General features: G+C 75.5%; 16 protein-coding genes. 12 read left to right on the plus strand and 4 right to left on the minus strand.

The annotated features are described in order from the left end of the window. Window positions 1-29: 29 nt before the first annotated feature. Both ACZ7LV_RS09445 and ACZ7LV_RS09450 read right to left on the minus strand, forming a co-directional pair. Window positions 30-1,361, minus strand: a complete 1,332-nt coding sequence (locus ACZ7LV_RS09445; RefSeq protein ID WP_471937426.1) for a PucR-like N-terminal domain-containing protein — start codon at window positions 1,359-1,361, stop codon at window positions 30-32. A gap of 2 nt (window positions 1,362-1,363) precedes the next feature. Beyond that, a complete protein-coding gene (locus tag ACZ7LV_RS09450) occupies window positions 1,364-1,516 on the minus strand; it encodes a hypothetical protein (RefSeq protein ID WP_471937428.1) in 153 nt (50 codons plus the stop codon). Between the two features lie 363 nt (window positions 1,517-1,879). On the opposite strand from ACZ7LV_RS09450, the gene ACZ7LV_RS09455 reads away from it, so the two are divergent. Genes ACZ7LV_RS09455 through ACZ7LV_RS09495 form a run of 9 tightly spaced genes read left to right on the plus strand, consistent with a single transcriptional unit; the run spans window position 1,880 to window position 12,853 of the window. Continuing rightward, on the plus strand, window positions 1,880-3,028 hold the full coding sequence (locus tag ACZ7LV_RS09455; protein WP_471937430.1) for a glycosyltransferase family 4 protein: 1,149 nt from the start codon (window positions 1,880-1,882) through the stop codon (window positions 3,026-3,028). Beyond that, window positions 3,025-3,855: a class I SAM-dependent methyltransferase gene (locus ACZ7LV_RS09460; RefSeq protein ID WP_471937432.1), complete on the plus strand. Its 831-nt coding sequence runs from the start codon at window positions 3,025-3,027 to the stop codon at window positions 3,853-3,855. The genes ACZ7LV_RS09455 and ACZ7LV_RS09460 overlap by 4 nt, the downstream gene beginning before the upstream one ends. After that, window positions 3,852-8,219, plus strand: coding sequence for an alpha-(1->3)-arabinofuranosyltransferase domain-containing protein (locus tag ACZ7LV_RS09465; protein WP_471937434.1), 4,368 nt, complete (start codon window positions 3,852-3,854; stop codon window positions 8,217-8,219). Before ACZ7LV_RS09460 ends, ACZ7LV_RS09465 begins: the two co-directional genes overlap by 4 nt. Beyond that, complete coding sequence (locus ACZ7LV_RS09470; protein ID WP_471937436.1) at window positions 8,216-9,511, plus strand: condensation protein; 1,296 nt, start codon at window positions 8,216-8,218, stop codon at window positions 9,509-9,511. The genes ACZ7LV_RS09465 and ACZ7LV_RS09470 overlap by 4 nt, the downstream gene beginning before the upstream one ends. Next, window positions 9,508-10,236, plus strand: a complete 729-nt coding sequence (locus tag ACZ7LV_RS09475) for a class I SAM-dependent methyltransferase (RefSeq protein ID WP_471937437.1) — start codon at window positions 9,508-9,510, stop codon at window positions 10,234-10,236. The genes ACZ7LV_RS09470 and ACZ7LV_RS09475 overlap by 4 nt, the downstream gene beginning before the upstream one ends. A 15-nt stretch (window positions 10,237-10,251) precedes the next feature. Next, the gene (locus ACZ7LV_RS09480; RefSeq protein WP_471937804.1) at window positions 10,252-11,157 is read left to right on the plus strand and encodes a hypothetical protein; all 906 of its coding nucleotides are present in this window, start codon (window positions 10,252-10,254) and stop codon (window positions 11,155-11,157) included. Beyond that, window positions 11,154-11,393: a Trm112 family protein gene (locus ACZ7LV_RS09485; protein ID WP_401676919.1), complete on the plus strand. Its 240-nt coding sequence runs from the start codon at window positions 11,154-11,156 to the stop codon at window positions 11,391-11,393. Before ACZ7LV_RS09480 ends, ACZ7LV_RS09485 begins: the two co-directional genes overlap by 4 nt. 58 nt (window positions 11,394-11,451) lie before the next feature. After that, window positions 11,452-12,276: an FkbM family methyltransferase gene (locus ACZ7LV_RS09490; RefSeq protein WP_471937439.1), complete on the plus strand. Its 825-nt coding sequence runs from the start codon at window positions 11,452-11,454 to the stop codon at window positions 12,274-12,276. After that, a complete protein-coding gene (locus tag ACZ7LV_RS09495) occupies window positions 12,239-12,853 on the plus strand; it encodes a hypothetical protein (RefSeq protein WP_401676923.1) in 615 nt (204 codons plus the stop codon). Before ACZ7LV_RS09490 ends, ACZ7LV_RS09495 begins: the two co-directional genes overlap by 38 nt. A 47-nt stretch (window positions 12,854-12,900) precedes the next feature. Here ACZ7LV_RS09495 and ACZ7LV_RS09500 read toward each other — a convergent pair whose 3' ends face one another. Further along, window positions 12,901-13,773, minus strand: coding sequence for an ATP-grasp domain-containing protein (locus ACZ7LV_RS09500; protein WP_471937441.1), 873 nt, complete (start codon window positions 13,771-13,773; stop codon window positions 12,901-12,903). Between the two features lie 80 nt (window positions 13,774-13,853). Then, entirely contained in the window at window positions 13,854-14,564 is a 711-nt protein-coding gene (locus tag ACZ7LV_RS09505; protein WP_471937443.1) for a FadR/GntR family transcriptional regulator, read from the minus strand. Between the two features lie 165 nt (window positions 14,565-14,729). Here ACZ7LV_RS09505 and ACZ7LV_RS09510 point away from each other — a divergent pair, with 165 nt between their 5' ends. The 3 genes from ACZ7LV_RS09510 to ACZ7LV_RS09520 all read left to right on the plus strand — a co-directional run bounded on the left by ACZ7LV_RS09510 (window position 14,730) and on the right by ACZ7LV_RS09520 (window position 19,434). Next, window positions 14,730-16,082 (plus strand): SLC13 family permease, encoded by a 1,353-nt coding sequence (locus ACZ7LV_RS09510; RefSeq protein ID WP_471937445.1) that lies wholly within the window; start codon window positions 14,730-14,732, stop codon window positions 16,080-16,082. A 555-nt stretch (window positions 16,083-16,637) separates the two neighbouring features. After that, window positions 16,638-18,086, plus strand: a complete 1,449-nt coding sequence (locus tag ACZ7LV_RS09515; RefSeq protein ID WP_471937447.1) for an acyl-CoA synthetase — start codon at window positions 16,638-16,640, stop codon at window positions 18,084-18,086. After that, a complete protein-coding gene (locus tag ACZ7LV_RS09520) occupies window positions 18,079-19,434 on the plus strand; it encodes a carboxyl transferase domain-containing protein (protein WP_471937449.1) in 1,356 nt (451 codons plus the stop codon). The genes ACZ7LV_RS09515 and ACZ7LV_RS09520 overlap by 8 nt, the downstream gene beginning before the upstream one ends. Window positions 19,435-19,713 lie beyond the last annotated feature (279 nt).

The raw sequence follows: 19,713 nt of genomic DNA on the forward strand, positions 1-19,713 counted from the left end.
CGCGGGAACGACCCGGCCCGCGAGCGCGGCTACCGCGGCCGGGTCGTCGGGCGCCGCGACCTGGCCCGTCCGCCGCCCGGTGCCGCCTGACGCGACGGCGCGCCGCTCTGCCCGATCTCCCCGCGCAACCGCTGGGCACGCAGCACCAGTTCCAGTTCGAAGCGCCGGTCGGGGTCGTCGACCTCGTCGCCCCACAGCTCCCGGATCTGCCGCAACCGGTACCGGACGGTCTGCGGATGCACGCCGAGCCGCTCCGCCACCTCGGGCGCCCCGCCCCGCGTCTCCAGCCAGGCCAGCAGGGTCTCCGCCAGCCGGCGCGCGTGCGCGGGCCCGCAGTGCGCGAGCGGGGCGAGGCAGCGCAGCGCCAGGTCGTCGAGGAGTTCCTCGGGCTGGAGCAGGACCAGCGCCTCGGTGTGCTCGGTGCAGAACAGCACCTCCCCGGCGGGCAGCAGCCGCCGTTCCATCAGGCGCACGGCGGCCTCGGCCCAGCGCAGCGACTTCGCGGCGTCGGTCAGCGGCACCGGCGGACCGATGGCCCCCGCCCAGCCGGTGAGCGCGCGCTGCAGCAGCTCCTGGCGCCCGGCGGCGTCCGGTTCGGGCACGACCATGCGGGGCTGCTCACCCTCCAGGTCGAGCAGCACGCCCTGCCCGACGGCGGGCGCGACCGCCTCCCGCGCCGGGCGCAGCAGCACCCCGACGGCGACCTTGTCCGGCAGGTGCCAGCCGATCCGCGCGGCGCGCTCGGCGAGGGCGTCGGCCGCGTCGGCGCGGTGGCGTTCGGCGAGCAGCAGTTCCATCAGGCGGCGTTGCAGGCGCAGCCGCTCCCCGGCCTGGCGGGCGGCGGCCTCGGCGTAACCGCGCACGGACTGCTCGACCAGGCCGTCGAGGTACTCGTAGCCGGCGTCGACCAGTTCGTACATGGCGGGCGGCGGGATCTGCACGCGCTGGCCGATGTCGGCGAAGCGGCGCCAGGCCAGCCGTACCCCCATCCGGTAGATCGCCTGGAGCGAGTCCAGGGTGCGGCCGTTGAGCCCCTCGCCGCGGCCGAAGTCCTGGAAGACGCCGGGCGGCACGGTGGGGCGGCCGGTCGAGTAGTCGGCGTGCTCCAGGTGCTGCACGAACACCTCGATGGCCCGCCGGATGCCGACCAGTGCCATCGGCTCACCGCTCTCGTCCAGCACGAGCGGCAGGTGGGGGTGCTCGCGGCGGATCTCGCGCAGGATCTCCTCGGCCAGTTCGGGCGCCTCCGCCTTGGCGATCGCCGCGAACCGGCGCACCTGGAGCCGGGGCACCTCGTGCCACGCGGAACGGGACGCCCCGGTGGCGGCGGGCGGGGTGACGGTTGCCGGGTGGGCACTCACCGTCAACCCCCCTGGCCGGCGCGTCCGTAGGTGACCAACGGGCTGTTGGGCTGCTCGGGAGTGGCCTCGAGCAGGGCGACGACGCCGAGCGCGGTGCCCACGGCGAGGGCCGCCGCGACCACGACGGTCACGGTGGCGGCGATCAGTCTGGACATACGGGGTCAGCCTCTCTGCTCCGGAGGTCGTCCCACCCCGGTGCCCGCCCCTGCCCGTCGGCCCAGTGTCGGCGCGGCCCGGGAAGCCGTCAAGGCCCGGAGTCGGACCGACGCTCACGTTGTGACGTGACGTCAGGTACAACAAGCCCCGAAATTGTCATGCGCGTGAGTAGCCGTGACGAACGCCTCGGCGAAAACTGTCCACCCCACCCCGCACACATCCCGTCCACAGGCCCCGCCCAGGACAGGCACGGAAACCCCGACCGCCCCACCGGCAACCCTCCTTCCCACCGGCAACCCTCCCCACCCCACCGGCAACTCCCCCACATCGAGTACCGCACCCCGAGACGAGTTGGAGCACCCATGCCCCAGCACGTACCGCCGCTGCGCACCGCTCTCCCCCGGCCGCAGCAGCACCCCCCGGCGCTCCCCCCGCCCCCGCGCCGCATCGTCTTCCTCGCGCACCGTGACCTCGGCAACCCGGCCGCGGGCGGCTCCGAACTGCTCGTCGACCGGCTGGCCGAGGGCCTGACCCGCCACGGCCACCAGGTCACGCTCCTGTGCGGCGGCCCGGCGGCCTTCCGCGACTACCGGGTCGTCTCGGCGGGCGGCCCCTACGGCCACTATCTGCGCGCCCGCTCCGCCTTCGCGCGCCAGGTCGGCGACTGCGACCTGCTGGTCGAGGTGTGCAACGGCATGCCCTACCTCGCCCCGCTGTGGCACCGTGGCCCCACCCTGCGCCTGGTCAACCACGTCCACTCCGACCTGTGGCGGATGCGCTTCGGCGGCCCGCTGGCGCCCGCCGCGCGCGTCGGCCGGCGGCTCGAACACTGGGCGCTGACCGGCGCGCGCTCCCGCGGCCTGGTGGTCGCCGTCTCCCCCTCCACCGCCCACGCCCTGCGCGCGATCGGCGTGCCCCGCGAGCGCATCCGGGTCGTCCACAACGGCGTCGAGGAGCCCGGCCCGCGCGTCCCGCGCTCCTCCGAGCCGCTGTTCGTGGCGGTCGGCCGGCTCGTCGAGTACAAGCGCGTCGATCTGCTGCTGCGGCTGTGGGAGCGGGTCCGCCCCGTCACCGGCGGACGTCTGGTGATCGTGGGCGACGGCCCCGAGCGGGAGCGGCTCACCGCGCTGGCCGGACCGGGCGTCGAGTTCGCGGGCCGGGTCGGCGAGGCCGAGAAGCACCGCCTGCTGTGCGCGGCCTGGCTGCTGCTGCACCCCTCGGCGGTGGAGGGCTGGGGCCTGGTGGTGACGGAGGCCGCCGCCCGCGGGACCCCGGCGATCGGCTTCTGCGTGCCGGGGCTGCGCGACTCCGTCGTCGACGGCGAGACCGGCGTGCTGGCCACCGGCGAGTCCTCCTTCGCGGCGGCCTGGTGCACGCTGGCCCTGTCGGGACACCGCCGCGAGCTCATGGGCAAGGCGGCCCTCGAACACGCCGCCCGGTACCGGTGGGACCGTACGGTGCGGCAGTTCCGGGCGGTCGCCGCGGAAGCGGTGCGGGGCTGGACGCCATGACGGCGCCTCGCCGTACGCCCGCGGCCGACCGGCGACTGCGGGTCGGCCCCGGTCGATCGCGCAGTTCCCCGCGCCCCTCCACGGTGTCACCTCACCGGGGTTTCAAGGATCCGTCGTTCCGGCGTTCCCTCGCCCTCTTCCGCGCGTTCCTGCACGAGCGGGACGACCCCGACGCCTGCTACGCGCTGCTCGCCCGGGACGCCGCCGACCAGGTCGAGGCGTACGACGGTCCCGTCGCCGGGCGGGTCGTCGTCGACGTCGGCGGCGGCAGCGGGCACTTCACCGCGGAGTTCCGGCGGCGCGGCGCGCACGCCTACCTCTTCGAGCCCGACGCGCGCGAACTGGGCGGGCAGCCGCCCGACGGCACGGTGCTCGCCGACGGCTATCTGCTGCCGCTGCCCGACGGGGCCGCCGACGTCACGTTCTCCTCCAACGTCCTGGAGCACGTGGCCGATCCGCAGACCTTCCTCAGCGAGCTGGCACGCGTGACCCGGCCCGGGGGCCTGATCTACGTGTCGTTCACCAACTGGCTGTCCCCGTGGGGCGGCCACGAGTGGGCGCCCTGGCACTACCTCGGCGCCGAACGGGCCCGCGCCCGCTACCGCCGCCGTACCGGCAGGCCCGCCAAGCACACCCTCGGCGAGAACCTCTTCGCCGTGCACATCGGCCCCACCCTGCGGCAGGTGCGCGCCCGCGGCGACGTCACGCTCGTCACGGCGCGCTCCCGCTACTGGCCGTTCCTCCCGGGGGCCGTCGTCAAGGCGCCCGGCATCCGCGAGGTGGCCACCTGGAACCTTCTCCTCATCCTCCGGCGGTGTCCCCCATGACGACCACGGTCCAGGCTCCTCCCCCGGCAGCCGTCCCCACCACCGCGACCGCCGCGGGCCCCCCGGAGGGCCCGCGGTCGCGGCGCTGGCTGCTGGGGTTCTGGGCCGTGGTCCTCGTGCTGTTCCTGGCGGTGCGGCCGGGCCGGCAGACCTTCGACACCAAGCTCGGGGTCACCGTCGACCCGGGCCGGTTCCTCGCCGACCTCGGCCAGTTGTGGCACGACCGGGCCGGCTTCGGCGGCATCCAGGACCAGTACGCCGGCTATCTGTGGCCGATGCTCCCCTTCCACTGGCTGTGCCGCGCGGTCGACCTGCCCGTGTGGCTGGCGGAGCGCCTGTGGATGTCGCTGGTCGTGTCCGTCGCGTTCTGGGGCGCGCTGCGGCTGGCCGAGCGACTGCGCGTCGGCAACGCGGCCTCCCGGCTGCCGGCCGCGGTGGCGTACGCGCTGTGGCCGCTGTTCACGATCGTGGTCGGCTCGACGTCGGCCGCCGCGCTGCCCGGCGCGTTCCTGCCGTGGGTACTGCTGCCGCTGACCGACGAGCGGTACAGCGCCCGCGTGGCAGCGCTGCGGTCGGCGCTGATCATCCCGTTCATGGGCGGGGTGAACGCGGCCTCGACGCTGGCGGCCCTGCTCCCGGTGGGCCTGTATCTGCTCTCCCGCCCGGCCGGGCCCCGGCAGCGCAAGCTGATCGCCTGGTGGGTGCCGGGCGTGCTCGTGGCGACCGCCTGGTGGTGGATCCCGCTGCTGCTGCTCGGCGCCTACGGCGAGAACTTCCTCCCCTACATCGAGAGCGCGCGGACGACGACCGACACCATGGCGGCCACCGAGGCGCTGCGCGGCGCCGGGAACTGGGTGGCGTACCTGCACTTCGGCGAGGCGTGGCTGCCGGCCGGCTGGACCGTGGTGTCCTCGGCGCTCGTGGTGGTCTGCTCGGCGCTCGCCGCCGGGCTGGGACTGGCCGGGCTGGCCCGGCGGGACATGCCGGAGCGGCGGTGGCTGGTGCTGACCGTGCTGGTGACCGGCCTGGTCCTGCTCGCCGGGTACGGCGGCGCGTTCGGGGCGCCCTTCCACGAGACCGTGCAGACCTGGCTGGACGGCCCGCTGGCGCCGTTCAGGAACATCTACAAGTTCCAGACGGGCCTGGCCCTCGCCCTGGTCCTCGGGCTCGCCCACCTGGGGGCGGTGGCCGCCGAGCCGCGCGGCGCCCGGCCGGTGCGGGGCCGCCGGTTCGCCCCGCTGGCCGCGGCGGTGCTGGTACTGCCGGGGCTCGCCCTGCCGTACGTCAACGGCTCGCTCCTCAACGCGGGCTCCTTCCAGGAGATCCCCACGTACTGGAAGGCCACCGCCGACTGGCTGGAGAAGTACTCCCCCGACTCCCGCGCCCTGGTCGTGCCGGCCACCGCGCACGGCATCCACACCTGGGGCTCCACCGTCGACCAGCCCCTCGACGTCCTCGCCGAGTCCCGCTGGGCCCAGCGGGACCACGTCCCCTTCGGCACCCCCGGCAACCGGCGCGCCATGGACGCGGTGGAGCAGGCCCTGCTGACCGGCGCCGAAGTGCCGGGCCTGGCCGACTTCCTGAGCCGCGCGGGCATCCACTACGTCGTCGTACGCAACGACCTCGACCCCGACCAGATCGGCGCCGTCCCGACCACGACCGTCAAGCGCGCGCTGGAGCAGTCCGGGTACGAGCGGGTCACCGGGCTCGGCCCGGTCATGACCGGTGGCCGGATCGCGGACGACACCCCGCTCCAGGTCGAGGGCCTCTACCCGCGGCAGCGGGCGGTGGAGGTCTACCGGCCGGGCGGCGAGGGCGTCACCCGGCCCGGACAGGCCGCGCTCCACCCGATCGCGGACACGGCCGTCGTCTCCGGCGGCCCCGAGTCGCTGCTGCCGCTCGCCTCGGCGCTGCGCGGCCGGGCGACCGTGCTGTCCGGCGACCACCACCCCGGGCTCGGCCGGCCGCAGCTCCAGGTGACCGGCGACGGACTGCGGCGCGCCGACACGCGGTTCGGTCTCGTCCACGCCAACACCTCGTACCCGTACACCCGGGACGAGCGCAACGCGCCGGACGCCGAGCAGGACGCCGGTGAGCCGCCGCACCAGATCCTGCCGGTGACCGGTGTGCGCCATCAGACGGTGGCGGAGCTGCGCGGGGCGCGGTCCGTGACGGCGTCCTCGTACGGCGGCTGGTTCTTCCATCTGCCGCAGTTCGACCCCGTGAACGCCTTCGACGGCGATCCCGCCACCGCGTGGACGGAGGGGTCGGCCGGGTCGCCGAACGGGCAGTGGCTGCGGATCGGGTTCGCCGGCCCGGGCGACGGCGACGGTGCGTACGACATGCCGTCGTCGTTCGAGGTGACGCCGCTGCCGCAGGAGAGCGTGCGGGCGGCCGCAACCCGGGTGCGGGTGGAGACCGAACGCGGCGCGGTGACCAGCTTCCTCCAGCCGAACGGCATGCCGCAGCGGGTGCGGGCACCGGCGGGCGAGACCGGCTGGATGAAGCTGACGATCGTCGAATCGGTGGCGCGCAGGACCGGGCTGACCGGGGCGGGCTTCGCCGAGATCCGGCTGCCGGACGTGCAGGTGACGCGCCTGCTGCGGCTGCCGTCGGACGTCACGGAGGCGGCCTCCGAGATCGTCTCCCTGCACCGCGCGGCCGACCCCACCGGCCTGTCCCCCACCGGTACCGAGACGGGTCTGCACCGCCGCTTCGAGACGACCGCCGCCGGCACGTACGAGGTGACGGCGAGCGCGGTGGCGGTGCCCGGTGAGGAACTGGACCGGCTGCTCTACGAGATCGCGCCCGACCAGCGGCAGCGCATCACCGCGACCGCCGACTCCACGGCCCGGCTCGGCGCGGGCCTCGGCGCGCGCAACCTCACCGACGGCGATCTGACGACGGCGTGGATCGCGGGCGACCGGCCCACGGTCCGGCTGCGCTGGGAGGGCAGGCAGCCGGTGAGCGAGCTGGTGCTGGCCGCGGCCGGCGGGCTGTCCAGCCGGCCCACCCAGGTGCGCGTCAGTTCCCCCGACGGTGCGGCGAGCGCCGGCGTGGACGAGAACGGCTGGGTGCGCTTCCCGGCGATCACGACCGACCGCCTGGAGATCACGGTCACCGCGACGGCGCCGCTCACGCTCCACCACCCCGTCGTCGACGAGGACCTGCAACTGCCGGTGGGTCTGACCGAGGCCTATCTCCCCGCCCTCGACAGCTACCGCACCCCGCAGCCCCGCCCCGAGAGGGAGTTCTCCCTGCCGTGCGGCCGGGGCCCGCTGCTGGCGGTCGACGGCGAGCTGTACCGGACCGGCGTCACGGGCACGGTGCGCGACCTGACGGAACGCCGGCCGGTGGCGGTGACCCTCTGCCCGCAGGGCGGCCTGGAACTGTCGCAGGGCGCGCACCGCGTCGAGGCGGGCGACGCCGGCCCGCTGGTCCTGACGGACGTGCGGCTGACGCGCGGCACCGTGACCGACCCGGTGTCGCAGGACCGTGACCTGCGGATACGGGACTGGCTCGGCGACCGCCGCGAGGTGAGCGCCGGCAGCGGCGCCGCCTCGTACCTGACGACGTACGAGAACCACAACGACGGCTGGCGGGCCACGCTGAACGGCGCGGAGCTCACGCCGGTCCGGCTGGACGGCTGGCAGCAGGGCTGGCGCGTCCCGGCCGGGCCGGGCGGCACGATCAAGCTGTCGTACGAGCCGGCCACCACGTACGAGGCGGGGCTCCTCGGCAGCGGGGCCGGACTGGCCGTGCTCGCGGGCCTGGTGGTGTGGCGGCGCCGCGCGCCCAACCCCGACGTCCCGCAGCCGGCGCCCCCGGCGCCCGGGCCGTGGCTGGGCGCGGTGGCGCTGACGCTGGTGGGCGTGGTGATCGCCGGGTGGTTCGCGCTGCTGGTGCCGGCGCTCGCGGTGCTGGCGTACCGGCGGCGCGCGCTGCTGGTGCCGATCGCGTTCGGGGCGCTCGCGGCGGCGGGTGCGGTGGCGGCGACCGGTGCGGGCGAGCCGCCCGGGCAGGGTGCGGGCGCCTTCTCCCCCGTGGCCCAACTGTTCGCGCTGATCGGCCTGTTCGCCGCACTGGTGGGCGTGCGGGAGCGGGCCGGCGACCCGGGCACGACGGCGGTGCTGCCACCGGTGCCCGCGGAGCCGGGTACCACCGCGGCGCCGCCCCCCGTACGGCCTCCGGGGCCGGCCACGGCGGCGGGCCCGCCGACGGCCCCGGAGACCGCTGCGACACGACCGCTGCCCCGGCGCCGAAGGCCCGCGCAGGACCCGTTCCCGCGCGCCGAGGCCGGGCCGCCCCTGACGGCACGCGGTCCCGGCAGCCCGGAACCCCAGGGGGGAGACGACAGCCGATGACCGCACTGGACGACGTGACACCCCGCCCGGCGGGCCGCATTCCGTTCCCGGTCGTGGACGAGGTGGCCCGGCACTGCCAGCAGGACGCGGAACCGGAGACGGTGCACATCGAGGTCCGCCTGCCCGGCCCGCTGGACCCGGCGCGCCTGCGCAGGGCCTTGGCCGCGGCCCTGCACCGGCACCCGCGCGTCCTGATGCGCGAGGCCCCGGGCCCGTGGTGGCGCCGTCGCTACGAGTGGGAGCTGACGGCGGACCCGGACGTGGAGGTGGTCCGGTTCGCGCGACCGGGGCGTGAGGCGCTGCGGGAGGCGCGGACGCGGGCGCTGGCCGAGGCGCCGCCGCTCTCGCTGTCCCCGCCGATCCGCCTGGAGGTCGTCCCGGGCCTGCCGGGCGAGGAAACGGCCCTCGTCCTCACCGTCAACCACACCGCCCTCGACGGACCGGCCTGCCTGCGCGTCCTGGCCACCGCCGCGGAGCTGTACGGCGGCAAAGACAACTCCCCCGCGGCCCCGCCCGTGCGCACGGCCACCGACGCACCGCCCGCCGAGCCCGCCCCCTCCCCGTGGTCCCCGCCGGCCCGCGTCGCCCCCGGCACGCCGGGCCCCTCCCCCGGCAACGGCGTGCTCGTCACCGAACTGCCGCTGCCGCACCGCCCCAAGGGCTCCCCCTACACGGTCAACGACCAGCTGATGGTCGCCACCGCCCTGACCGTGGCCCACTGGAACCGCGAGCACGGCGCCCGCCCCCGCCCGCTGCGCATCACCATGCCGGTCGACGACCGCCCCCGCGACACCACCATGCCCATCGGCAACGGCACCCGCCTGGTCGACGTCCCCTTCACCCCCGACGAGCTGGGCCGGGCCACGACCGACATGCCCGCCCTGCTCCACGGCACGGCCGGCCGCACCCGTGCCCTGAAGTCCATGCCCCGCCCCCCGCTGGGCCGCGGTGCCGCCCTCCTGGCGGCACCCGTGCTCCCCGTGCCGTGGCGCGCCGGAGTCGCCCGCACGCTGCGCAGGGCCGCCGCCCCCTGGACGTCGACCACGCTGCTGAGCAACATCGGCCGCATCCCGTACCCGCTGGACTTCGGCGACGAGGCCGGCCGCGCGCACGCGGTCTGGTTCTCGGCGCCGGCCCGCATGCCCCGGGGCCTGACGTTCACCACGGCCTCCACCGCGGGCCGCCTCCATCTGTCGCTGCGCTGGTCGCACGCCCTGCTCGGGCCCGGCGACGGCGCCCGTCTGCGGGACCTGTTCGCGCACCACCTGCACGCGACGGAGGCGCCCCGATGACGGCCACCGCACCGCCGGGAGGCCTGCGCGACTTCTACGAGAACCCCGCCGTCCCGGTGGCCTCCGGCGCCCCCCGCAGCCTCCGCCAGGCCCGCATGCTCGCCGCCGCCCTGCGCGGGAGCACCACGGCGGGCCTCGTGCTCGACATCGGCTGCGGCGACGGCACCGCCGCCGCGACCGCCGCCCCCCTGCTCACCGGCCACCGCGTCGTCGGCGTGGACTGGTCCCAGGACGCCCTGCGGCGGGCCCGGCCGCGGCTGGCGTACGCCGTGCGCGGCGAACTCACCGGCGGCGGGCTGCCCCTGCGCACCGGGGCCGCCGACGCCGTCCTGTTCAGCGAGGTGATCGAGCACCTCGTCGACCCGGACGCCGCCCTCGACGAACTGCGCCGGGTCCTGCGCCCCGGCGGCCACCTGATGCTCTCCACGCCCAACCTCGCCGCCTGGTACAACCGCGCCCTGCTGCTCGCCGGCGTGCAGCCCGTCTTCTCCGAGGTGAGCCTGCGCGCGATCCACGGCCGGCCGGGCCGGGAGGTGGTGGGACATCTGCGGCTGTACACCGCCCGCGCGCTGCGGGAGTTCGTCGCCGCCGCAGGCTTCGAGGTCGTACGGCTCGAAGGGGCCCCCTTCCACGGCGTACCGCGCCCGTTGCGGGCGCTGGACCGGCTCGCCTGTGCCCGGCCGGGCCTGGCCTCGATCCTGCTGCTGCACGCGCGAAGGTCGTAGGCCGTGTGGTGGGGAGTGGCCGCGGCCCTGCTGGCGAACGTCCTGTACAGCGGCGGGTTCGTCCTGGAGAAGCGGGCGCTGGCCGCGCTGCCCGAGGTCACCGTGCGCCGTCCGGGCCGGCTGCTGCGCCTGGTGCTCGGCAGCCCGCTGTGGATCGGCGGTTCCCTCGCCCTCGGCGCCGGATTCGCCGCCCAGCTCGTCGTCTACCGCACCCTGCCGATCGCCGCCGCGCAGGGCATCTTCGTCTCCGGCCTGGTCCTGCTCGTCCTGCTCTCGGCCCGGCTGCTGGGCGAGGAGACGACCGGGCGCGAGCGGTACGCGCTCGCCGCGATCCTCGCCGCGCTGCTGATGGTCGTGCTCTCCCTGGACGAGTCCGCGGACACCGTCAGCCGCGCGGCGCCCTACCCGCTCGTCTGGCTGCTGTGCGTGCCCTCGCTCGGGTGCGGCGTGTGGCTGTACCGCGCCGCCGAGCGCCGGGCGCTGCGCCGGCACCGGATGCCGACGGCGGGCGTCGAGTACGGGGTGGCGGTGGGCCTGCTCTACGGGGTCAGCTCGCTCGCCATCAAGGGCGTCTCCGGCTACTGGGCGGGCAGCGACGTCGGCGGCGCGCTGCTCGCCGTGCTGCGCTCGCCGTATCCGTATCTGCTCGTGTTCACCGGCGCGTTCGGCCTGGTCATGTCGCAGGCGGCACTGCAATGCTGCCGGGCCTCGCTGATCGTGCCGGTGTGCACGACGGTGACCAGCCTGTACACGGCGGTGCTCGGCACGCTCTCGTTCGGCGAGGCGCTGCCGGACCACCCGCTGCGGCTCGGACTGCGGCTGGCGGGCACGGCCCTCGCGGTCGCCGTGCTGCTGGCCATGCCCAAGCACGACGAGGCGCCCCGAGCCCCCGTCCCCGCGAAGGAGTTGACCCCGCCATGAGCCCCTCCACCGGCCCCGACGAGCAGTTGCTGAAGATCCTCGCGTGCCCCCTCGACAAGGGGCCGCTGCACCTGTTGCCGCCGGACGGGTCGGTGCCGCCGGCCCAGGCGCTCTACAACCCGCGCCTGCGCCGCCGCTATCCGATCGTCGACGGCATCCCGCAACTGCTGCCGTCCTCCGGCGAACAGGTCTCCGACCACGAGCACGAACAGCTCCTCAAGCGCATGGCCCCCTGACCGAAGGCCCCGGGACCGCTCGGCGCCCAGGCCCCCTCGACCCGGAACGGATGGCTCCATGACCACGCTCGCCGCCCGCCTCGCCCCCTTCCTGCCGGCCCGCCTCGTCGCGGCGACCGCCCGCGCGGTCTACCCGCGCTTCGAACCGGAGCTGGCCAGGATCGCCGAACTGTGCCCGCCCGGCTGCGGCACGGCGGTGGACATCGGCGGCTGGTACGGCCCCTGGACCCACCGCCTGTCCGGACTCGCCCGCCGGGTGGTGACGGTCGAACCGGTCCCGCACCTGGCCCGCCTGCTCACGGCGACCGCCCCGCGCAACGTCCGGGTGATCCAGGCCGCCGCCTCGGACGGCCCGGGCTCGGCCCGGCTGTGGCTGCCGGCCGACGACACGGGGAACCGGGGTGTCTCGTCCCTCGTCCGGCGGGACATCCACGCCCACGCCGTGGACGTCCGGTGCGTGGCGCTGGACGACCTGGAGTTGCGGGACGTCGGCTTCGTGAAGATCGACGTGGACGGCAGCGAACTGGCGGTCCTGCGCGGCGGGAGGGCCCTGCTGACCCGCGACCGCCCGGCCCTGTTCGTCGAACTGGAGTCCCGCATCCAGCCGATCTCGCCCGTCCTGACGTATTTGAAAGCACTCGGATATGACGGCTGGGTGCTCCCCGAGGACCGGTGGATCCCGCTCGCCGACTTCCCCCTGGAGGAACACCAGGCAGCCACCTCGCACGTCGCCGCGCACGGCCTGGTTCGGCGCGTGCTCCCATTACACGACCGGATCAGATACGTCAACTCCGTACTGTTCCTTCCGGACGGACGGCGCCCGGGAAGGGGCCGAATGGGCGACGATGGTCCGCATGCCGTCCTCCGCAGAGAACCCCACTAGCTCCTTCACCCCCGTCGACTTCCAAGTGGTCCTGCTGCGCCGCATGGCCGACCACAACCCCGACCTCGTCGAGGACGCCCGCCGAGAGCTGGGCGTCTCCGTCAACCGCATGCAGGACGCGAACCGGCGCTGGCAGATGCTGCTGCGCTCACCGCGCGTCCGCGCCGCCCAGAGCAGGCACCGGTCGATCCTCGGCGCCCCGGAGTGGACGATCTCCCGCCGCATCGGCGACCTGGACTGCGAGGCCTGGCAGTGGCCGGTCCCGCTCTGGCCCGACCTGCGCTTCGAGGTGCTGCTCGCCCCGGGGGGCGCGGTCTGGAACGAATGGCTGGTCCGCGCCCCCGACGCCAAACCCGCCGAGCTGCACACGGTCGAGGACCTCTATCCCTGGTCCTGCACGGTCGACGACGCGGCCCGCGCCTTCGCGCCCGCCCGCCCGCTGGAGGGCACGGCGCCCACCCGCTGGGGCCTCGCCTTCAGCGCCGACGACACCGACGGCCGGCGCCACGAGGTCACGGCGGAGTTCACCTGGGGCCTGCTCCAGCGCACGATGATCGGCGGCCGCCGGGTCCTGTGAACGCGGTCCCGGGGCGGGCCGGCGGTCCCACCGGCACGCCCGCCCCGTCACCGCCCGGCCGCCGCCAGCACCGCCTCGACGACCCGCGGCACGGAAGCGCCGTGCAGCGACAGGAACAGGTTCGGCTCCACCAGCTCCAGCTCCATCACGCGTGGCTCCCCGCCCTCGCCGTCGACCAGGTCGACACGGGCGTAGAGCAGCTCGGGCGCACCGGGCACGGCACCCAGCGCCCGCTCGGCGACGGCCAGTTCGTCCGGCGTCGGCTCCCAGACCTCCAGCCCCGGATGGGCGACCTTGCGCGCGTCGTACGCCGTGCCCCGGGCCAGCACGGCACCCTTGCGGCTGGCGTGCAGCAGACGCCCGCCGAAGAACTGCAGCGCCCGTTCCCCGCTGACGTCGATGCCCGCGACGTAGGGCTGCACCATCGCGGTGAAGCCCTCGGCGTGCAGGCGGTCGAGATGCCGTACGGCACTCCCGTGCTGGTCGGGCGTGTACCGGGCCGCGAACCGCGCCCCCGCCCCCGAGGTCGGCTTGACGACGAACTCCCGGTCGTGCGGCAGCTCGGCCGCCTCCCCCGGCGCGACGTACCGGGTCGGCACCACCGGCACGCCGGCCGCCGCCAGCTCCCCGAGATACCGCTTGTCCGTGTTCCACCGCACCACGTCGGCCGGATTGGCCAGCCGCGTGGCCTTGCCGCAGGCCGCCACCCACTCCAGGAACTCCGCGGACCGCCAGCTGTAGTCCCAGGTCGACCGGATCAGCACGAGATCGAACCCGCCCCAGTCGACGTCGTCCCGGTCCCACTCCACGGCGACCGCGTCGGCCCCCGCCTCCCCCAACGCCGCCACCAGCCCCGGCAGATCCGGGTCAGCACTGACCTCGGGACCCGGGCGGCAGGTGGCCAGGGCTATCCGTGCCACGGCGCCCTCCCTCCTCGTACGGACGTGGCCGGCACACGCGTTCGCGCGGCCGGTCGCCCGCAGGCTAACAACCGGGACGGTCAGTGGTCCTCGGCCGGGTCCCAGGACAGCAGGCGGACCTTCGCGACCGTGCGGACGTGGCGGCGCATCGCGGCCGCCGCCTGGCGGGGCCGCCGCGCCTCGACGGCGTCCAGGATCGCCTGGTGCTGGGCCAGGGAACGGGCGGGACGGTGCGGCTGGCGCAGGGACTCGGTGCGGCTCTCCGCGATCTGGTCGGCGATGGAACGCATGAACTCCGCGAGGAGGGCGCTGTGCGCGGCCTCGGTGACCGCCGCGTGGAAGAGACGGTCGCCCTCCACGCCGTGCCCGCCCCGCTCGATCTCCTGGGCCATGTGCTCCAGCGCCGCGCGCATCGCCGTCAGGTCGTCCTCCTCGCGCCGCTCGGCGGCGAGTTCGGCGAGCTTGGTCTCCAGCGCCTCGCGGGCCTCCAGCACGTCGGGCAGGCGCCGGCGCCGGTCCACCATCCGCTCGACCGGTTCCACTTCGAGGGTGTCGCGCACCAGGTACGTACCGCCGCCGTGCCGGGCCTCCACCAGGCCCTGCACCTCCAGCACCACGATCGCCTGCTTCACCGAGGCCCGGCTCACCCCGAGCCGGGCGGCCAGGTCCCGTTCGGGCGGCAGCCGGTCGCCGGCGCGCAGGCCGCCCTCGGTGACGTAGTCGCGCAGCCGGTCCAGCACCTGCTCGTAGAGGCGCTGCTGCTTCGCCATCGGGCGCAGGGCGTCGGTCACGGCGGGAGCGTAGCACCGGGCCGACAAGTGGTTAAGTGGCTCAGCCAATTCCCGCGCGACCCCTTGACGCGCCCCGCTGCCGCCACCACGCTGGCCAGCCAGCCGCTCGATCCCCCCATTGGCTCAGCCACTCGTCCACTCCGGGGCCCAACGACGGGAGCCCGTATGTCCCCAGAACTGATCTCCATCCTCGTCCTCGTGGTGGTGTTCGTCATCGCCACCACCCGCTCGATCAACATGGGCGCCCTGTCCTTCGCCGCCGCATTCGGGGTCGGCACCCTGGTCGCCGACCTCGACGCGGACGGCATCTTCGCCGGCTTCCCCGGCGATCTGTTCGTCGTCCTGGTCGGCGTCACGTACCTCTTCGCGATCGCCCGCGCCAACGGCACCACCGACTGGCTGGTGCACGCCGCCGTGCGGCTGGTCGGGGGCCGTGTCGCCCTGATCCCCTGGGTGATGTTCGCCCTCACCGGCGCCCTCACCGCCATCGGCGCGGTCAGCCCCGCCGCCGTCGCCATCGTCGCGCCGGTCGCCCTGAGCTTCGCCGCCCGCTACCGGATCAGCCCCCTGCTGATGGGCGCGATGGTCGTGCACGGCGCGCAGGCCGGCGGCTTCTCGCCGATCAGCATCTACGGCACGATCGTCAACGGCATCGTGGAGCGCGAGAAGCTCCCCGGCAACGAGGTCGTCCTCTTCCTCGCCTCGCTCGTCGCCAACCTCGTCATCGCGGGTGTGGTGTACGTCGTGTGCGGCGGCCTGCGCCTCGGGCGCAAGGGCGACGCGGACGCCGCCGGGGGGCACGGGGAACCGCGCGAACAGCCACGACGGACCCGCACCGAACCGACGCCGGAACCGGGCACCCTCGGCTCCGCCACCGCGGTGGCCACCCGCACCGACCAGCCCGTCGAGTCGCCCACCCCACTCACCCCCGCCCGCATCACCACCCTGCTGTCCCTCGTCGCCCTCGTCGTCGCGGTCCTCGCCTTCGACCTCGACGCGGGCCTGACCGCGATCACCCTGGCCGTCGTCCTGAGCGCCGCATGGCCCGACGACAGCCGCGCCGCCGTCGGCCAGATCGCCTGGCCCACCGTCCTGCTCATCTGCGGCGTCCTGACCTACGTCGGTGTCCTCGAGGAGATGGGCACCATCACCTGGGCCGGCGAGGGCGTCGGCGGCATCGGTGTACCGCTGCTGGCCGCGGTGCTGCTCTGCTACATCGGCGCGATCGTCTCGGCGTTCGCCTCCTCCGTCGGCATCATGGGCGCGCTGATCCCGCTGGCGGTCCCCTTCCTCGCCCAGGGCGAGATCGGGGCGGTCGGCATGGTGGCGGCGCTGGCGGTGTCGGCGACGGTCGTGGACGTCAGCCCGTTCTCGACGAACGGGGCGCTGGTGCTGGCCGCGGCGCCGGACGTCGACCGTGAGCGTTTCTTCCGGCAGCTGATGGTGTACGGAGGAGTTGTGGTGGCCGTCGTTCCCGCGGTGGTGTGGCTGGTGATGGTCGTACCGGGCTTCGGATGACCCCGACCCCACCGCCCGGCCCGCACCCCGAGGCCCACCTCACCCACCCACCTCGAGACCCCCCGCTCCGACTCACCGTCCACCGACGAAACCCGCCGCCACCACAAGCCCGACACCCCGACCCCGACCCCGACGACCGCAACCGACGCCGGGCACCGACCCCCGACGACCGCAACCGGCACCGGGCACCGACCACCCACCACCGACGCCCGCCCCCGCCGCCCGACCTCGACCCCGGCCACCGCAACCGACGCCGGGCACCGACCCCCGACCCCGACGACCGCAACCGGCACCCGGCACCGACCACCCACCACCAACGCCCGACCCCCGCCGCCCGACCCCGACCCCGACGACCGCAACCGACGCCGGGCACCGACCCCCGACGACGGCAACCGGCACCGGGCACCGACCACCCACCACCGACGCCTGACCCACGACCCCCGACCCCCGCCCCCGACGCCAGACGCCCGACCCCGACCACCGACGCCTGACCCCCGGCCCTCGACGTCCACCCCGACCCCGACCCCGACGCCCGATCACCAAGGAGTACGCCGCGTGTCCCCACTCTTTCCGGCCCTCGCCGAAGGGCCGGCCGAGCTGCCCGCCCTGGCCTTCGGCGACCGCTCCCTGACGTACGCGGCGCTGGCCGCCGCGGCCGGTGCCGTCGCCGAGCGGATCGGTGCCGCCGGCCGCGTCGCCGTCTGGGCGACCCCGGACCTGGAGACCGCCGTCGCCACCGTCGGCGCCCTGGCCGCCCAGGTGGCCGCGGTGCCGCTGAACCCGAAGTCCGGCGAGAAGGAACTCGGCCACATCCTGGCCGACAGCACCCCGGACCTGGTCCTCACCGCGCCCGGCGCCGAACTCCCCGCCGCGCTCGCGGGCCTGCCGCGCGTCGACGTCGACGTCCGGGCCACCGGCACCGCCCCGGCGCAGGACGCCGACGACGCCACGCCCGCCCTGATCGTCTACACCTCCGGCACCACCGGCCCGCCCAAGGGCGCCGTGATCCCGCGCCGCGCGATCGCCTCGACCCTCGACGCGCTGGCCGACGCCTGGCAGTGGACCGGCGACGACGTGCTGGTGCACGGGCTGCCGCTGTTCCATGTGCACGGACTGGTCCTCGGAGTCCTCGGCCCGCTCCGGCGCGGCGGATCCGTCCGCCACCTGGGCCGCTTCAGCCCCGAGGGCGTGGCCCGGGAGCTGGGCACCGGCGGGACCATGCTCTTCGGCGTCCCGACGATGTACCACCGCATCGCCGAGGCCCTCTCCACCGACCCGGAGCTGGTCAAGGCGCTGGCCGGGGCGCGCCTGCTGGTCTCGGGCTCGGCCGCCCTGCCCGTGCACGACCACGAGCGGATCGCGTCGGCCACCGGCCGCCGGGTCGTGGAGCGCTACGGCATGACCGAGACGCTGATGAACACCGCCGTCCGCGCCGACGGCGAGGCCCGCGCGGGCACCGTCGGCGTTCCGCTCCCCGGCGTGGAACTGCGGCTGGTGGAGGACGACGGGACACCGCTGGCCGCCTACGACGGGGAGAGCGTCGGCGAGATCCAGGTGCGCGGTCCGAACCTGTTCACCGAGTACCTCAACCGCCCCGACGCCACCGCCGCCGCCTTCACCGCCGACGGCTGGTTCCGCACCGGCGACATGGCGGTGCGCGATCCGGACGGCCAGGTCCGCATCGTCGGCCGCAAGGCCACCGACCTCATCAAGAGCGGCGGCTACAAGATCGGCGCCGGTGAGATCGAGAACGCGCTCCTGGAGCATCCCGGGGTGCGGGAGGCCGCCGTCACCGGGGAGCCCGACCCGGACCTCGGCGAGCGGATCGTCGCCTGGGTCGTCCCGGCGGACCCCCGTTTCCCGCCCGGTGTCGAGGAACTGGCCGATCACGTCGCCCGCCGGCTCGCCCCGCACAAGCGGCCACGGGTCGTCCACCACCTCGACGCGCTCCCCCGCAACGACATGGGGAAGATCATGAAGCGGTCCCTGGGCAGCCATGCCTGAGCGCCCCTCGGCCCGCGCGGCCCTCGCCCTCGTCACCGAGGACTTCACCGAACTGCCCCACCCGGCACGGCGGTCCGCACCCGACGGCCCCCTGAGCTGGCAGGGCTACGACGCCTCTCGCGCCCGCGCCGCCGAGCGCACCGGCGAGGAGGAGTCCGTCGTCTGCGGCACCGCCCATGTCGAGGGCACCGAAGCGGTCCTCGTCGCCTTCGAGTTCGGCTTCCTCGGCGGCTCGCTCGGCGAACGCTCCGGCGACCGGCTGGAGGCGGCGTACGGCCACGCCCGCGCCCACCGGCTGCCGGTCGTCGCGCTGATCGCCACCGGCGGCAGCCGTATGCAGGAGGGCATGGTCGCGCTCACCCAGCTCCAGCGCGTGGCACGGCAGTCGGCGCTCACCCGCGAGGCCGGGCTGCCGCAGCTGGCCGTCGTCCGGGACCCGACCACCGGCGGTGGCTGGGCCACCCTCGGCGCGGGCGCCGACGTGATCCTCGCGCTGCCCGGCGCCCAGGTCGGGTTCGCGGGCTCCCGGGTCCGCCCGGCCGACGCCGACCCCGCCGCGTACACGGCGGAGGCCCAGGTGGCGGCGGGCGCCGCCGACGCGGTCGTGGCCCCGGAGGAACTGCGGCCGGAGCTCGGGCGCTGGCTGCGGCTGCTGACCGCGCCGTCCACCGCACCGGCGCCCCCGCCCGGCCCCCTGGGCGCGACCGGCCTGCCCGCCACCGGCTGGGAGGCGGTCCTGCGCGCCCGCTCGCCGCGGCGCCCGCGCGCACGGAGCTATCTGGACGCCTACTTCACCGAGCGGGTCGCGATCAGCGGCGACCGGTGCGGCGGCACCGACGAGGGAATGCTGTGCGGCTTCGGTGTCCACGCGGGCCGCACCGTCGCGTACGCGGCCCAGACCGGGACGGCGACCCGCCCCGCCGGTTACCGCACCGCGGCCCGGCTGATCCGGCTCGCGGACCGGCTGGGCATCCCGGTGCTGACGCTGGTGGACACCCCGGGCGCCGCGAACGACGCGGAGGCGGAGCGGCAGGGCGCGGGGGCGGCGATCGCCGACGTGTTCGCCGCGGTGGCCGCGGCCCGTACCCCGGTCACGACCCTGGTGATCGGCGAGGGCGGCTCCGGCGGCGCGCTCGCCCTGGCCGCCCCGGGCAGTACCTGGGCGACGCCCGACAGCTACTTCTCGGTCATAGCCCCCGAGCCGGCCGCCGCGATCCTCAAGCGGCCGCCGCAGGAGGTGGAGTCGACGGCCGACCAACTCCGGCTCCGGCCGCAGGACTTGGTGGATCTGGGCATGGCCCGAACAAGCGAGCAGTTGTTCCCTGGAACAGGTGATCGTCACTCATGAGGGCGAGTGGGGCAGGCGTGGCGGCCGATACAGAGGTCACGCTCATGAACCTTCTCACCGACATCCTCGCCGGCATCGTCCACCTCGTCGGCCGGCTGGTCTGACGGTCCGAGCAGCACGACGGCGCCGCCTCCCCGTCCCAGGGGGGCGGCGCCGTCCGCGTCAAGCGTCCCGGGCGCGGCGCTCCGAACGACCACCCGTACGGCCGCACCCCGCCCGGCCCCCTCCAGAAGGCGGCCCCCGTCCGACCCCCCGCACGATGCAGAAGAGGGCCCGCCG

The organism is Streptomyces sp. NPDC107562, assembly GCF_055657325.1.